Origin of the sequence: Pseudomonas sp. HMSC057H01 (assembly GCF_001836405.1) — a bacterium.
Taxonomy (GTDB): Bacteria; Pseudomonadota; Gammaproteobacteria; order Pseudomonadales; family Pseudomonadaceae; genus Pseudomonas; species Pseudomonas aeruginosa.
Genome location: NZ_KV828512.1, coordinates 652865 through 667887, shown reverse-complemented (window position 1 = coordinate 667887; position 15023 = coordinate 652865). Strand labels below are relative to the sequence as shown.

The 15023-nt window shown below is 60.0% G+C and carries 11 protein-coding genes and 1 tRNA gene; 8 read left to right on the top strand and 4 right to left on the bottom strand.

Annotated features, from left to right (window positions below; all coding sequences use genetic code 11):
- Positions 1-2: 2 nt before the first annotated feature.
- From HMPREF2581_RS27990 to HMPREF2581_RS27970, 5 genes are all read left to right on the top strand, one after another.
- Positions 3-1115: a glycosyltransferase family 4 protein gene (locus tag HMPREF2581_RS27990; protein WP_003138479.1), complete on the top strand. Its 1113-nt coding sequence runs from the start codon at positions 3-5 to the stop codon at positions 1113-1115.
- A complete protein-coding gene (locus HMPREF2581_RS27985) occupies positions 1112-2065 on the top strand; it encodes a UDP-glucose 4-epimerase family protein (protein ID WP_003138480.1) in 954 nt (317 codons plus the stop codon). The genes HMPREF2581_RS27990 and HMPREF2581_RS27985 overlap by 4 nt, the downstream gene beginning before the upstream one ends.
- Positions 2065-3081, top strand: a complete 1017-nt coding sequence (locus HMPREF2581_RS27980) for an MraY family glycosyltransferase (RefSeq protein ID WP_003138482.1) — start codon at positions 2065-2067, stop codon at positions 3079-3081. The genes HMPREF2581_RS27985 and HMPREF2581_RS27980 overlap by 1 nt, the downstream gene beginning before the upstream one ends.
- 444 nt (positions 3082-3525) lie before the next feature.
- Positions 3526-5523 (top strand): polysaccharide biosynthesis protein, encoded by a 1998-nt coding sequence (locus tag HMPREF2581_RS27975; protein ID WP_003138484.1) that lies wholly within the window; start codon positions 3526-3528, stop codon positions 5521-5523.
- A gap of 190 nt (positions 5524-5713) precedes the next feature.
- Positions 5714-6043 (top strand): ComEA family DNA-binding protein, encoded by a 330-nt coding sequence (locus HMPREF2581_RS27970; protein ID WP_003138486.1) that lies wholly within the window; start codon positions 5714-5716, stop codon positions 6041-6043.
- 72 nt (positions 6044-6115) lie between these two features.
- On the opposite strand, the gene HMPREF2581_RS27965 is transcribed toward HMPREF2581_RS27970, so the two are convergent.
- A tRNA-Asn gene (locus HMPREF2581_RS27965) sits at positions 6116-6191 on the bottom strand.
- A 68-nt stretch (positions 6192-6259) separates the two neighbouring features.
- Positions 6260-7456, bottom strand: coding sequence for an amino acid aminotransferase (locus HMPREF2581_RS27960; protein WP_003110849.1), 1197 nt, complete (start codon positions 7454-7456; stop codon positions 6260-6262).
- Between the two features lie 187 nt (positions 7457-7643).
- Between HMPREF2581_RS27960 and uvrB the strand changes: the two genes are divergently transcribed.
- Entirely contained in the window at positions 7644-9656 is a 2013-nt protein-coding gene (gene uvrB / locus HMPREF2581_RS27955; protein ID WP_003138489.1) for an excinuclease ABC subunit UvrB, read from the top strand.
- Positions 9657-9659: 3 nt separating this feature from the next.
- On the opposite strand, the gene HMPREF2581_RS27950 is transcribed toward uvrB, so the two are convergent.
- Together HMPREF2581_RS27950 and HMPREF2581_RS27945 are read right to left on the bottom strand one after the other, a co-directional pair.
- Complete coding sequence (locus HMPREF2581_RS27950) at positions 9660-11159, bottom strand: MDR family MFS transporter (protein ID WP_003119736.1); 1500 nt, start codon at positions 11157-11159, stop codon at positions 9660-9662.
- A 49-nt stretch (positions 11160-11208) separates the two neighbouring features.
- Positions 11209-12243, bottom strand: coding sequence for an HlyD family secretion protein (locus HMPREF2581_RS27945; RefSeq protein ID WP_003091421.1), 1035 nt, complete (start codon positions 12241-12243; stop codon positions 11209-11211).
- A 102-nt stretch (positions 12244-12345) separates the two neighbouring features.
- Here HMPREF2581_RS27945 and HMPREF2581_RS27940 point away from each other — a divergent pair, with 102 nt between their 5' ends.
- Together HMPREF2581_RS27940 and gltX are read left to right on the top strand one after the other, a co-directional pair.
- The gene (locus HMPREF2581_RS27940) at positions 12346-13266 is read left to right on the top strand and encodes a LysR family transcriptional regulator (protein WP_003091419.1); all 921 of its coding nucleotides are present in this window, start codon (positions 12346-12348) and stop codon (positions 13264-13266) included.
- Positions 13267-13303: 37 nt separating this feature from the next.
- Positions 13304-14788 carry a glutamate--tRNA ligase gene (gene gltX, locus HMPREF2581_RS27935; RefSeq protein ID WP_003130541.1) on the top strand — a complete coding sequence of 495 codons (1485 nt, stop codon included), beginning with the start codon at positions 13304-13306 and terminating at the stop codon, positions 14786-14788.
- The last annotated feature ends 235 nt before the right edge of the window (positions 14789-15023 follow it).

Here is a 15023-nt window from a genome sequence, read left to right as displayed (position 1 = left end):
TTGTGAGTGCCCTGCTTGGGGCGCTTCCAGAAAACTCGCAGTTAGAAGTTATTACTACTCAACCTAACCGTTATAGTAGTTTTTCACTTGAAGCTCCATTGCTCGAAAAGCACTCGCGACTAATTATTCATCGGATTCCTATTTTTCAGCATAATAGTGGGATGTTAGACCAGTCGCGTGCATTTTTCAGCTACCTCAAGGGCGTTCTTGGTATCACTCGTAATAAGGATTATGATGTGGTATATGCAACTTCCTCTCGGTTGATGACGGCTTCTCTTGGTGCCTTGGTGGCGAGGCAATTGCGATGTCCTCTGTATTTGGATATTCGAGATATCTTCGTCGATACAATTAAGGATGTGTTGCCAAGTCGGATAAGTTTCTTTGTAAAGCCTATTTTCTCAATGATGGAGCGTATCACTGTTCGAACTGCTACCCGAGTTAATCTGGTCTCTGCAGGTTTTCTGCCTTACTTCAACTCGCGTTACCCTGGTGGTGATTTTGTTGTATTTACAAATGGAATTGATGATGAGTTTGTCAAGGTGCAGACTTCTTGTGAGCGTGAAGAAAGCTCTAGTCTGTATACGGTGCTTTACGCAGGTAATATGGGCGAGGGCCAGGGACTCCATTTGATTATTCCTCAGATTGCCCGGCATTTCGACGGCCATTTGAGGTTCCTCTGTATCGGTGATGGAGGAAGAAGAAAGCAGTTACAAGATGCCATTGAAGAGGCTGGTTGCACCAATGTTGAGATAACATCTCCTGTTCCCCGTAGTGAGTTGATCGCAGCCTATCAGAAAGCAGATGTTCTATTTTTGCACCTAAATGATTACGATGCTTTCCGAAAAGTTCTTCCCTCGAAGATTTTTGAGTATGCCGCCTTGGGAAAACCTATTTGGGCTGGAGTGGCCGGTTATTCAGCGGGGTTTATTCAGGATTTTATTTCGAATGCTGCGGTCTTTAGGCCTTGTAATGTCGAAGATGCGATAAAGGCATTTTCTTCTTTGTCCATGGTGACAAAACCTCGGAAAGAGTTTGTCGAACGCTTCGCACGCGAAAAGATCATGAAAGCACTAGCGGAGGATATTATCTTTGTGGTTCGCGGTGAGGTGAAATGAGAGTCTTTCTTACTGGTATAACGGGCTTTGTTGGGCTTGCTACTTCAAAGCGTCTACTGCAAGAGGGGCATTGTGTGCGAGCGGCAGTGCGTGATGCCAATCCAGCGCTTGCGCAAGAAGTTGAGCAGGTTGTTTTTGGGAATTTGGTAAAGCACGACTGGGCTTCTTCGCTTGAGGGGCAAGAGGTAGTGATACACTGTGCTGCTCGTGTTCATGTGATGAAGGATGCATCCCGCGACCCTTTGAGTGAGTTTCGACGGGTCAATGTTGAGGGTACCCTAAATCTAGCGCGCCAGGCGGCGAAAGCTGGCGTCAAGAGGTTTGTTTTCATTAGCTCAATAAAGGTCAATGGTGAAAGTACTAGACTGGGTGTTCCTTATACCGCTGATGATATTGCCATGCCGCTTGATCCATATGGCGTTTCCAAACTTGAGGCTGAACAGAAGCTGCTCTCTCTAGCCGCTCGGGTTGACATGGAAGTGAGCATAATACGGCCGGTTTTGGTATATGGGCCAGGTGTAAAGGCGAATTTTTTGAGCATGATGGAATGGCTGAAAAAAGGAATGCCATTGCCTCTTGGCGCTATTGATAATAAGCGTAGTCTGGTTGCGTTGGACAATCTGGTTGATCTTATTCTCACTTGTATGAAACATCCGGCTGCCGCAAATCAGATATTTCTCGTCAGCGACGATGAGGATCTTTCCACCACAGAATTATTGCGGCGTACCGGCAAAGCGATGGGGCGTCCAGCCAGGTTGATACCCATTCCATCTCGGTTTCTCGGTTTTTCCGCTCGCTTGCTCGGTAAGCCGGCTATTGTGCAGCGTCTGTGCGAGTCGCTACAGGTCGATATTGAAAAGACTCGAGACCTGTTAGGCTGGCAGCCTCCTGTCAGCGTAGATGAAGCCTTGCATAAGACTGTGCATCACTTCTTGGAGCATCAACAATAATGAACTTCTGGTTTTGGCTTCCCGTAGTTATGGGGCTTTCTTTAGTCTTGACCGGAGGTCTGCGTCGATACGCTTTGGCGCGTAGCTTGATGGACGTTCCCAATGCCCGTAGCTCTCACTCGGTACCTACACCCCGTGGGGGGGGGGTGGCTATCGTTATGAGTTTCCTACTGGTTTTGCTGATTCTGGCGGCCCTTGGTCAAGTGAGCTGGGACTATACGTGGGCGTTGCTAGGTGCTGGTATTGGCATTGCGGTTCTTGGCTTTCTAGACGATCATGGCCATATCGCAGCACGCTGGCGTCTTTTGGGGCACTTCTTGGCAGCAGCGTGGGGCCTATTTTGGATCGGCGGCTTGCCACCTTTGACAGTATTTGGCTTTTTTCTGGATCTGGGTTTGTTAGGGAGTGTACTGGCAGCGTTCTATCTGGTGTGGTTGCTTAATCTATACAACTTCATGGATGGCATTGATGGTATCGCTAGTGTGGAGGCAATTAGTGTTTGTCTCGGTGGGGCTCTACTTTTCCTGTTCGTCGGAGAGTTTAAGGTAGCACAGGTCACATTGGTACTGGCGGCAGCAGTTATGGGGTTTCTATTTTGGAATTTCCCGTCGGCTCGAATTTTCATGGGGGATGCGGGAAGTGGTTTCCTTGGTATCGTTCTAGGTATTCAATCTTTACAGGCAGCTTGGATTGCTCCTCAATTGCTATGGAGCTGGATTATTCTGCTCGGCGTGTTCATTGTGGATGCAACCTTCACGCTACTGCGCCGGCTGATACGCGGAGAGAAAGTCTACGAGGCTCACCGCAGTCATGCCTATCAGTTTGCTTCTCGTCATTATGGACGACATCTCCCGGTTACTCTTGCTGTATTTGCTATCAATTTCGTATGGTTGCTACCATTTGCAGTACTTGTAGCCCTTGGGAAGCTTGATGGTTTTTTGGGGGTTTTGTTTTCCTATGTTCCATTGTTGATGCTGGCGATCCGTTATAAGGCTGGTGAGCTGGAAAGGCTATAGTTTGAGCTGTGTTTTCTGATATAGGGCTATTATTAAACTCATTTGAGTTGGTGATGGGTCATTAGCTTCGGCGTTTTTAAAATATTGAGGATGAAAGGTAACTATATTCCAGTATCATCTTGCTGGATACAGTGGACTAGCGTTGAGCGCATAGTGCCGTCTCTACAAAAAGATCGTCTATTATCGTGTGATCTGAGAGGCAGCTTCTGCTGCTCGGAATACGGCTGATCTTGCTGGTGATACCGGTTTGAGTCTTGTCTGCTGTCTTTTCTCGGTAGCGCTACATTTTCTGCATCATCTTGGCGGAATTTGGGTCACCTATGCCGATTCTTGCTGTAGAGTTTCATGTCGATGAGTAAGAGTCCTTCCTTCCCAACTTGGTATGGTTGGCGATCAGAGCTGAAGGGGCAGTCGAAAAATGTATGGAGTGGGGTCAAAGGACGGATGTTTGATAAAGTGCGTATGAGGCTCCTCGGGATGCCTCGCAGGTACAAGAGGATGCTGCAGATCATCGCAGATGTGATTTTGGTATGGCTATCGCTCTGGCTAGCCTTCCTGGTCAGGCTGGGCACGGAAGACATGATCAGCCCCTTCGAGGGCCATGCCTGGCTGTTCATCGCCGCCCCGTTGGTGGCCATTCCCCTGTTCATCCGCTTCGGCATGTACCGGGCGGTGATGCGCTACCTAGGCAACGACGCCCTTATCGCGATCGCCAAGGCCGTCACCATTTCCGCGCTGGTCCTGTCGTTGCTGGTCTATTGGTACCGCTCCCCGCCGGCGGTGGTGCCGCGTTCCCTGGTGTTCAACTACTGGTGGTTGAGCATGCTGCTGATCGGCGGCTTGCGTCTGGCTATGCGCCAGTATTTCATGGGCGACTGGTACTCTGCTGTGCAGTCGGTACCATTTCTCAATCGCCAGGACGGCCTGCCCAGGGTGGTCATCTATGGCGCTGGCGCGGCCGGCAACCAGTTGGTTGCGGCATTGCGTCTCGGTCGGGCGATGCGTCCGGTGGCGTTCATCGATGATGACAAGCAGATCGCCAACCGGGTCATCGCCGGTCTGCGGGTCTATACCGCCAAGCATATCCGCCAGATGATCGACGAGACGGGCGCGCAGGAGGTTCTCCTGGCGATTCCTTCCGCCACTCGGGCCCGGCGCCGAGAGATTCTCGAGTCCCTGGAGCCGTTCCCGCTGCACGTGCGCAGCATGCCCGGCTTCATGGACCTGGCCAGCGGCCGGGTCAAGGTGGATGACCTGCAGGAGGTGGACATCGCTGACCTGCTGGGGCGCGACAGCGTCGCACCGCGCAAGGAGCTGCTGGAACGGTGCATCCGCGGTCAGGTGGTGATGGTGACCGGGGCGGGCGGCTCTATCGGTTCGGAACTCTGTCGGCAGATCATGAGTTGTTCGCCTAGCGTGCTGATCCTGTTCGAACACAGCGAATACAACCTCTATAGCATCCATCAGGAACTGGAGCGTCGGATCAAGCGCGAGTCGCTTTCGGTGAACCTGTTGCCGATCCTCGGTTCGGTGCGCAATCCCGAGCGCCTGGTGGACGTGATGCGTACCTGGAAGGTCAATACCGTCTACCATGCGGCGGCCTACAAGCATGTGCCGATCGTCGAGCACAACATCGCCGAGGGCGTTCTCAACAACGTGATAGGCACCTTGCATGCGGTGCAGGCCGCGGTGCAGGTCGGCGTGCAGAACTTCGTGCTGATTTCCACCGACAAGGCGGTGCGACCGACCAATGTGATGGGCAGCACCAAGCGCCTGGCGGAGATGGTCCTTCAGGCGCTCAGCAACGAATCGGCGCCGGTGCTGTTCGGCGACCGGAAGGACGTGCATCACGTCAACAAGACCCGTTTCACCATGGTCCGCTTCGGCAACGTCCTCGGTTCGTCCGGTTCGGTCATTCCGCTGTTCCGCGAGCAGATCAAGCGCGGCGGCCCGGTGACGGTCACCCACCCGAGCATCACCCGTTACTTCATGACCATTCCCGAGGCGGCGCAGTTGGTCATCCAGGCCGGTTCGATGGGGCAGGGCGGAGATGTATTCGTGCTGGACATGGGGCCGCCGGTGAAGATCCTGGAGCTCGCCGAGAAGATGATCCACCTGTCCGGCCTGAGCGTGCGTTCCGAGCGTTCGCCCCATGGTGACATCGCCATCGAGTTCAGTGGCCTGCGTCCTGGCGAGAAGCTCTACGAAGAGCTGCTGATCGGTGACAACGTGAATCCCACCGACCATCCGATGATCATGCGGGCCAACGAGGAACACCTGAGCTGGGAGGCCTTCAAGGTCGTGCTGGAGCAGTTGCTGGCCGCCGTGGAGAAGGACGACTACTCGCGGGTTCGCCAGTTGCTGCGGGAAACCGTCAGCGGCTATGCGCCTGACGGTGAAATCGTCGACTGGATCTATCGCCAGAGGCGGCGAGAACCCTGAGTCATCGTTCTCCGGAAAAGGCCGCCTAGCGGCCTTTTTTGTTTTCTCCGTACGATGTTTCCGGTGCCGGACCAGGAAGCGACTGCTTTGCTGGGGCTGTCGATCCAGGTGCGTTCCACGGCGATAAGGTGGTTTCGTGGATGGGCATGAAGCCCTCTACGTGGTCATTCATTTCTGAAGGAGTGCACCCATGCACCTAATCAAATCCGCTCTGCTTCTCATCCTGTTCGCCTGTCTTCCGTTTTCGGCTTCCGCCGCACCGGTCGCCGTCGCCAAGAATCCGCTGGCCTCAACGACACCTGCGACGACCGTGTCGCCGGGGGAGCAGGTCAATATCAATACGGTCGACGAGGCCGCCCTGATACGGGGGCTCAACGGTGTCGGCGAGGCCAAGGCCAGGGCGATCCTCGAGTATCGTGCGGCCCATGGTCCGTTCGTCTCGGTGGATCAACTGCTGGAAGTGAAGGGGGTAGGCCCGGCGTTGCTGGAGAAGAACCGGTCGCGGATCGTCATCGAGTGAGGTGCGATTGAAGGGCCGAACTTTCGTCCCGATAACGAAAAAGCCCCCGGCATGTGCCGAGGGCTTTGAATTTGGCTCCGCGACCTGGACTCGAACCAGGGACCCAATGATTAACAGTCATTTGCTCTACCGACTGAGCTATCGCGGAACAGCGAGGCGTATGTTACTGATTAAAAAGGGGAAGTCAAGCCTCTCCCGATGACTTCCCCTTTTTCCCTACAGGACCTGGACGATGGCCTTGGTGATGGTCTCCAGGTTCGATTTGTTCAGCGCGGCGACGCAGATACGGCCGGTGCTGACGGCATAGATACCGAACTCGGTCTTCAGGCGCTCGACCTGGTCGGCGGTCAGGCCGGAATAGGAGAACATGCCACGCTGGCGACCGACGAAGCTGAAGTCGCGCTTGGCGCCGTGGGCTGCCAGTTGCTCGACCATCGCCAGGCGCATGTCGCGGATGCGGTCGCGCATCTCGCCCAGTTCCTGCTCCCAGAGGGCCCGCAGTTCCGAGCTGTTGAGCACGGAGGAGACGACGCTGGCGCCGTGGGTCGGTGGGTTCGAATAGTTGGTGCGGATCACCCGCTTCACCTGGGACAGCACGCGGGCCGATTCATCGCGGCTTTCGGTCACGATCGAGAGGGCGCCGACGCGTTCGCCATAGAGCGAGAAGGATTTGGAGAACGAGCTGGAAACGAAGAAGCTCAGGCCCGACTGGGCGAACAGGCGCACCGCGGCGGCGTCTTCCTCGATGCCGTTGCCGAAGCCCTGGTAGGCGATGTCGAGGAACGGCACGTGGCCCTTGGCCTTGAGCACGTCCAGCACCTGTTTCCAGTCGTCCAGCTCGAGATCGACGCCGGTCGGATTATGGCAGCAGGCGTGCAGGACCACGATCGAGCGGGCCGGCAGGGCATTCAGGTCTTCCAGCAGGCCGGCGCGGTTCACGCCATTGCTGGCGGCGTCGTAATAGCGGTAGTTCTGCACCGGGAAGCCGGCGGCTTCGAACAGTGCGCGGTGGTTTTCCCAGCTCGGGTCGCTGATGGCCACGGTGGCGTCGGGCAGCAGGCGCTTGAGGAAGTCGGCGCCGAGCTTGAGGGCGCCGGTGCCGCCGACGGCCTGGGTCGTGACCACGCGGCCGGCGGCCAGCAGCTCGGATTCGTTACCGAACAGCAGTTTCTGTACGCCCTGGTCGTAGGCGGCGATCCCTTCGATCGGCAGGTAGCCGCGCGGCGCGTGGGCCTCGATGCGGGCCTTCTCGGCAGCCTGCACGGCACGCAACAGCGGAATGCGCCCCTCCTCGTTGTAGTACACGCCCACGCCCAGGTTGATCTTGCCCGGACGGGTATCGGCGTTGAAGGCTTCGTTCAGGCCAAGGATGGGATCACGCGGTGCCATTTCGACGGCAGAAAACAGACTCATTTTGCGGCTGCTCGGAGTGTGAAGAGAGGAGGGCAACGCAACCCGTTATGCGGGGGCGCAAAGGGTTGCGCAAACGGGGGGTTATTATAGACACCCCTTGATGCATGCGGCGACATTTAGGTGCATGCTTTCAGCTATTTCTGACGCCGGATTTTCCTTGGCGTCACAGCTCCCTGCGAGGTTTTTCATGGATACGTTCCAACTCGACTCGCGCTTCAAGCCCGCCGGCGACCAGCCGGAAGCCATCCGGCAGATGGTCGAGGGGCTGGAGGCGGGGCTTTCGCACCAGACCCTGCTGGGGGTGACGGGCTCTGGCAAGACTTTCAGCATCGCCAACGTGATTGCCCAGGTGCAGCGCCCGACCCTGGTCCTGGCGCCGAACAAGACCCTGGCGGCCCAGCTCTACGGGGAGTTCAAGACGTTCTTCCCGCACAATTCCGTGGAGTACTTCGTTTCCTACTACGACTACTACCAGCCGGAGGCCTACGTACCGTCTTCCGATACCTATATCGAGAAGGACTCCTCGATCAACGACCATATCGAGCAGATGCGCCTGTCGGCGACCAAGGCGCTGCTCGAGCGTCCGGATGCGATCATCGTCGCCACCGTATCGTCCATCTACGGCCTCGGTGATCCCGCGTCCTACCTGAAGATGGTCCTGCACCTGGACCGCGGCGACCGCATCGACCAGCGCGAACTGTTACGGCGACTGACCAGCCTGCAGTACACCCGCAACGACATGGATTTCGCCCGTGCGACTTTCCGTGTGCGTGGCGATGTGATCGACATCTTCCCGGCCGAATCCGATCTCGAGGCGATTCGTGTCGAGTTGTTCGACGACGAGGTGGAAAGTCTCTCGGCCTTCGACCCGCTCACCGGCGAGGTGATCCGCAAGCTGCCGCGCTTCACCTTCTACCCCAAGAGCCACTACGTGACCCCGCGCGAGACGCTGCTGGAGGCGGTCGACCAGATCAAGGCCGAACTCAAGGAACGCCTGGACTACCTGCGCAACAACAACAAGCTGGTGGAAGCGCAGCGCCTGGAGCAGCGCACGCGTTTCGACCTGGAGATGATCCTCGAACTGGGCTACTGCAACGGCATCGAGAACTACTCGCGCTATCTTTCCGGGCGGGCCCCCGGCGAGCCGCCGCCGACGCTCTACGACTACCTGCCGGCCAACTCGCTGCTGGTTATCGACGAATCGCACGTCAGCGTTCCGCAGGTCGGCGCGATGTTCAAGGGCGACCGCTCGCGCAAGGAGACCCTGGTGGAATACGGTTTCCGCCTGCCTTCGGCGCTGGACAACCGGCCGCTGCGCTTCGAAGAGTGGGAGGCGGTGAGTCCGCAGACCATCTTCGTCTCCGCCACCCCGGGCCCCTACGAGGCGGAACATGCCGGGCGGATCATCGAGCAGGTGGTGCGTCCCACCGGGCTGGTCGATCCGGAGATCGAGGTACGCCCGGCGATGACCCAGGTGGATGACCTGCTCTCGCAGATCCGCCAGCGGGTGGCCAAGGACGAGCGGGTGCTGGTGACTACCCTGACCAAGCGCATGGCCGAAGACCTCACCGATTATCTCGGCGATCACGACGTGCGGGTGCGCTACCTGCACTCGGACATCGATACCGTCGAGCGAGTGGAGATCATCCGCGACCTGCGCGCCGGTGCGTTCGACGTGCTGGTGGGGATCAACCTGCTGCGCGAAGGCCTGGACATGCCCGAGGTGTCGCTGGTGGCGATCCTCGACGCGGACAAGGAAGGCTTCCTGCGCTCGGAGCGCTCGCTGATCCAGACCATCGGTCGTGCCGCGCGCAACCTGCACGGCAAGGCGATCCTCTACGCCGACAACGTCACCGGCTCGATGCAGCGTGCGATCGACGAGACCGAGCGGCGTCGGGCCAAGCAGATCGCCTTCAACGAAGCCCATGGCATCGTGCCCAAGGGGGTGCGCAAGGACATCAAGGACATTCTCGAAGGCGCCGTGGTGCCCGGCGCGCGCGGCAAGCGCAAGGGCGTGGCCAAGGTGGCGGAGGAGAGCGGGCGCTACGAGAACGAACTGCGCTCGCCGAGCGAGATCAGCAAGCGCATCCGCCAACTGGAGGAAAAGATGTACCAGTTGGCCCGCGACCTGGAGTTCGAGGCGGCGGCGCAACTGCGCGACGAGATCCAGACGCTGCGCGAGCGCCTGGTCAACGTCTGATCCTCAGTGAGCCCCGGCGTCGGCGCGGGTGCCGATGCCGGCCGGCAGCGAGCGGGTCAGCAGCACCGCGAGCATGCTCACTGCGAGCACCATGCCGATGACATGGAAAGCATCGTTGTAGGCCATGATCATCGCCTGCTGGTGGGTGATCTCGCTGAGTTTGCCCAGCGCCGCCTGCTGGCTGCCCAGTTGCGCGGCGAGTTGCGCGAGGCGTTCGTCGACCTGCGGGTTGGTCGGCACCAGGGCTTCGCGCAGATAGTCGAAGTACACCTTGGCGCGACTGTCGAGCAGGGTCGCGAGCAGGGCGATGCCGATGGCGCCGCCGAGGTTGCGCAGGATGTTGAACAGGCTCGAGGCCGAGCCGGCATCCTGTGGCTGCAGGTAGGCGGTGGCGATCAGCGAAATGGTCACCATGATCATCGGCTGGCCGAGGGCGCGCAGTAGCTGGATCTGGTTGAACTGCGGTCCGGCGAAGTCCGGGTTGAGCACCCCGGAGAAGAAGCTGGCAAGGCCGAACAGGCCGAAGCCGGCGGCGCAGAGCAGGCGCGGCGAGACCAGCTTCATCAACTTCGGGACCAGCGGGATCAGGAACAGCTGGGGAATGCCCATCCACATGATCACCTCGCCGATCTGCATGGCGTTGTAGCCCTGGATTTGTGCCAGGTACAGCGGCAGTACGTAGATCGAGCCGTACAGACCCATGCCCAGGCCGATGCTGGAAATGCTCGCGAGGCCGAAGTTGCGGTTGCGCAGGATGCCCAGGTCGATCAGCGGGTTCGGCCGCGACAGTTGCAGGATGACGAACAGGACCAGGCTGAACAGGGCGACGCTGCCGAGGCTGACGATCAGTTGCGACTCCAGCCAGTCCTTGCGGTGACCTTCCTCGAGGAAGACCTGCAGGCAGCCCAGGCCGATGCCGAGGGTGACGATGCCGGCGTAGTCGGTACTCTTCAGCAGTTCCCAGTGCGGCGCCTTTTTCTCCAGGCCGTAGAGCAGCCCGGCGATCATCAACAGGCCCGGCGGCACGTTGATATAGAAGATGTATTCCCAGCCGAAGTTTTCCGTCAGCCAGCCTCCCAGGGTCGGTCCGATGGAGGGCGCGAAGGTGGCGGTGATGGCGAACAGCGCCATGCCCTTCGGACGGTGGTGTTCCGGCAACTTGACCAGGGCCAGGGTGAACGCCAGCGGAATCAGCGCGCCGCCGGTGAAACCCTGCATGGCGCGGAACACGATCATGCTTTCCAGGTTCCAGGCGAACGAGCAGAGCAGCGAGGACACCAGGAAGCCCACCGAGATCATCACCGCCAGGCGCCGTGCCGAGAGCAGCTGCACCAGCCAGGCGGTCATCGGGATCATGATGATCTCCGCCACCAGATAGGAGGTGGAGATCCACGAGCCTTCCTCGAGGGTCGCCGCCAGCGCGCCCTGGATGTCCTTCAGTGAGGAGTTGGTGATCTGGATGTCGAGCACCGCCATGAATGCGCCGAGCATGGCGCTGAGCACCGCGATCCAGTCGCGCCGGGTCGGTTCGCCAAGCGGCCGGGCCAGCGCCTCAGCGGTCACGGAGCTCGACCTCGGCTTCGACGGACATGCCGGGGCGGATGCGGCCATGCAACGGGTTGTCGGCCTCGAACACGATCTTCACCGGGATGCGTTGCACCACCTTGGTGAAGTTTCCGGTGGCGTTGTCCGGTGGCAGCAGGCTGAACTGCGCGCCGGAAGCGGCGAACAGGCTATCGATGCGGCCGTCGATAGGCGTGTCGGGGAAGGCGTCGAAGGTCAGGCGCGCCTTCTGCCCGTCGCGCATGCGGCCGACCTGGGTCTCCTTGAAGTTGGCCTGGACCCAGATGTCTTCGTCCGGCACCAGCGACAGCAAATGGGTACCAACCTGCACGTACTGACCGTTGCGTGCGCTGCGCTGGCCGACCAGGCCGTTGATCGGCGAATGGATCAGGGTGCGTGACAGGTTGATTTCGGCTTGCGCCAGTTCGGTGCGGGCGCTGGCGATCTGCGCTTCCAGGCGCTTGATCTCGGCGCCCAGGGTGTCGCGCTGGACGCGTTGTGCCTCGAGGTCGGCGCGGGCCTTGGCCAGTTGCGAGCGGGCCACGTGGTTGTCGGCGGTGAGGGTGGTGACCCGTTCCTCGGAAACGTAGCCGGGCTTGCGCAGGGCTTCGGCGCGGTTCAGGTCGATCTGTGCGCGGCCGAGGGTTGCCTGGCTGGCGTTGACGTCGGCGGCGCTGGCGGCGATCAGGCTGCCCTGCTGCACCAGCTTGCTGCGCGCCTGGGCCAGTTCCGCCTCGCGGGTGGCCAGCGCGGCCTGGGCGCGCTCGACGGCGAGCTTGAAGTCGGCGTCTTCCAGGCGTACCAGTAGCTGCCCCTTGTCCACGTGCTGGTTGTCGCGCACCAGGACTTCCTCGACCCGCGCGCCCAACTGGCTGGCCACCCGCGTGATCTCGCCCTGGACGTAGGCGTTGTCGGTGCTTTCCACGTGGCGGCCGATGAACCACCAGTGGAGGAAGAAGGCCAGGGCGATCAGGCCGACGGCCACCAGGAAGACGGTCAGGCGACGTTTGAGTTGGGCGGGCATGGGTGGAGTGTTCCGTCGGCAAAATTCGGCCAATCTAGCAGTGTTCCGCCGGACGTTATAGGCGCTACACTTCGGACTCTTTGTTGCTTATAGGGAACAATAATGGGGCTTGATGATGCGCTGATCTTCACCCGCGTGGTGGAGTACCACAGCTTCACCCAGGCCGCGCAGAGCCTGGGCATGCAGAAGTCCACGGTGAGCCGGCGCATCGCCCTGCTGGAGGAGCGCCTGGGCGTGCGCCTGCTCAATCGCACCACCCGTAAGTTGCGCCTGACCGAAGTAGGGCAGGCCTACTACGAGCGCTGCCGGCAGATCATGCACGATTTCGCCGAGGCCGAGCAGGCGGTCATGCAGTTGCAACAGGCGCCGTCGGGATTGCTGCGGATCACCTCGCCGATAGAGTTCGGCCAGATGTTCCTCGCCAGCCTGCTGGGCGACTTCATGCGCCAGTACCCGCAGATCACCGCCGAGGTCGAGCTGGCCTCGCGCAGCGTCGATCCGCTGCAGGAGGGCGTCGACATCGTGATCATGGTCGGCCAGCCGGAGGATTCCACCCTGGTGGCCCGTCGCCTGCTCTCTACCAGCCGCTGGCTCTGCGCCAGCCCCGACTACCTGGCGGCGCACGGCACGCCGACATCGGTGGCCGAGCTTGCCGGGCATCGCGCGGTCCTTCTGTCCACCGACTCCCAGCGCTACTGGCCGCTTTCCGGAGACAGCCTGCCCTGCCAGCGGGTGCTGTCCTGCAACAACATCACCTTCGCCCGCGAGGCGGTGGTCGCCGGTGCCGGCATTGCCGCGCTACCGGCGCTGATCTGTGCGGAGAGCGTGCACAGCGGGCGTCTGGTGCGTTTGCTGGCGGACGTGCCGTTGCCGGTCGGCGAACTGTATGCGGTCTATCCTTCGCGGCGTTTCCAGGCGATGAAGGTCAAGGCCTTCCTCGATTTCCTGATCAGCCGCCTGCCGGCCGACACCGGTCGTTTACTGGAGCCGGAGGCGGCCCGCCTGATAACATCGCGCCCCTGAATTTCCGTTTTAACTTCCGCTTGGCAAGAGAGTCTCCATGACCACTGTTCGTACTCGCATCGCCCCGTCGCCGACGGGCGACCCGCACGTCGGTACCGCATACATCGCGCTGTTCAACCTGTGCTTCGCGCGTCAGCACGGCGGTCAGTTCATCCTGCGCATCGAGGACACCGACCAGCTGCGTTCGACGCGGGAGTCCGAGCAGCAGATCTACGACGCCCTGCGCTGGCTCGGCATCGAGTGGGACGAGGGCCCGGACGTCGGCGGCCCGCATGGCCCGTACCGGCAGAGCGAGCGCGGGCACATCTACAAGAGGTATTCGGACGAACTGGTCGAGAAGGGCCATGCCTTCACCTGCTTCTGCACGCCCGAGCGCCTCGATGCGGTTCGCGCCGAGCAGATGGCGCGCAAGGAAACCCCGCGCTACGACGGCCACTGCATGCACCTGCCGAAGGATGAGGTGCAGCGCCGCCTCGCCGCCGGCGAGTCCCATGTCACCCGCATGAAGGTGCCGACCGAGGGTGTCTGCGTGGTGCCGGACATGCTCCGCGGCGATGTCGAGATTCCGTGGGATCGCATGGACATGCAGGTGCTGATGAAGGCCGACGGCCTGCCCACCTACTTCCTCGCCAACGTGGTCGACGACCACCTGATGGGCATCACCCACGTCCTGCGCGGCGAAGAGTGGCTGCCGTCGGCGCCCAAGCTGATCAAGCTCTACGAGTATTTCGGCTGGGAGCAGCCGCAGCTGTGCTACATGCCGCTGCTGCGCAACCCGGACAAGAGCAAGCTGTCCAAGCGCAAGAACCCGACCTCTATCACCTTCTACGAACGCATGGGCTACCTGCCGCAGGCGCTGCTCAACTACCTTGGGCGGATGGGCTGGTCGATGCCGGACGAGCGCGAGAAATTCACCCTCGCCGAGATGATCGAGCATTTCGACCTGTCGCGCGTCTCCCTGGGCGGACCGATCTTCGACCTGGAGAAGCTCTCCTGGCTGAACGGGCAGTGGATCCGCGAGCAGTCCGTGGAGGAGTTCGCCCGTGAGGTGCAGAAGTGGGCGTTGAATCCCGAATACCTGATGAAGATCGCTCCGCACGTGCAGGGACGGGTGGAGAACTTCAGCCAGATCGCACCGCTGGCCGGATTCTTCTTCAGCGGCGGGGTGCCGCTGGACGCTTCGCTGTTCGAACACAAGAAGCTCGATCCGACCCAGGTCCGCCAGGTTCTGCAACTGGTGCTGTGGAAACTCGAATCCCTGCGCCAGTGGGAGAAGGAACGCATCACCGGCTGCATCCAGGCTGTCGCCGAACACCTCCAGCTCAAGCTGCGCGACGTGATGCCGCTGATGTTCCCGGCCATCACCGGGCATGCCAGCTCGGTTTCGGTGCTGGACGCCATGGAGATCCTTGGTGCCGACCTGTCGCGCTATCGCTTGCGCCAGGCCCTGGAGCTACTGGGCGGGGCGTCGAAAAAGGAAACCAAGGAGTGGGAGAAGATCCGCGACGCCATTCCCGGCTGACCGGCTTTCTTCCACAGTCGATGACGAGGCCCGCCCAGTTGCGGGCCTCGTTTTTTGGGGAGGGGAGGTAAGTGATTGTTCTTCCGGTAAAATTTTTTAGGTTTCGATGAAAAATAATGTTGACAGCCTCAAGCCTCGCCCTTAGTATGCGCCCCGTCTTCACGACGAACTCAACGAAGTGAAGCGATCCAGCGGTACTTTGGGGCTATAGCTCAGCTGGGAGAGCGCTTGCATG

Excerpts from the sequence above, each read along its gene's own strand:
- HMPREF2581_RS27945 (WP_003091421.1), bottom strand. The coding sequence starts at position 12,243 with ATGCCCGCCCAACTCAAACGTCGCCTGACCGTCTTCCTGGTGGCCGTC.
- gltX (WP_003130541.1), top strand. The coding sequence starts at position 13,304 with ATGACCACTGTTCGTACTCGCATCGCCCCGTCGCCGACGGGCGACCCG.
- HMPREF2581_RS27940 (WP_003091419.1), top strand. The coding sequence starts at position 12,346 with ATGGGGCTTGATGATGCGCTGATCTTCACCCGCGTGGTGGAGTACCAC.
- HMPREF2581_RS27980 (WP_003138482.1), top strand. The coding sequence starts at position 2,065 with ATGAACTTCTGGTTTTGGCTTCCCGTAGTTATGGGGCTTTCTTTAGTC.
- HMPREF2581_RS27970 (WP_003138486.1), top strand. The coding sequence starts at position 5,714 with ATGCACCTAATCAAATCCGCTCTGCTTCTCATCCTGTTCGCCTGTCTT.
- HMPREF2581_RS27985 (WP_003138480.1), top strand. The coding sequence starts at position 1,112 with ATGAGAGTCTTTCTTACTGGTATAACGGGCTTTGTTGGGCTTGCTACT.
- HMPREF2581_RS27960 (WP_003110849.1), bottom strand. The coding sequence starts at position 7,456 with ATGAGTCTGTTTTCTGCCGTCGAAATGGCACCGCGTGATCCCATCCTT.
- HMPREF2581_RS27975 (WP_003138484.1), top strand. The coding sequence starts at position 3,526 with ATGTTTGATAAAGTGCGTATGAGGCTCCTCGGGATGCCTCGCAGGTAC.
- uvrB (WP_003138489.1), top strand. The coding sequence starts at position 7,644 with ATGGATACGTTCCAACTCGACTCGCGCTTCAAGCCCGCCGGCGACCAG.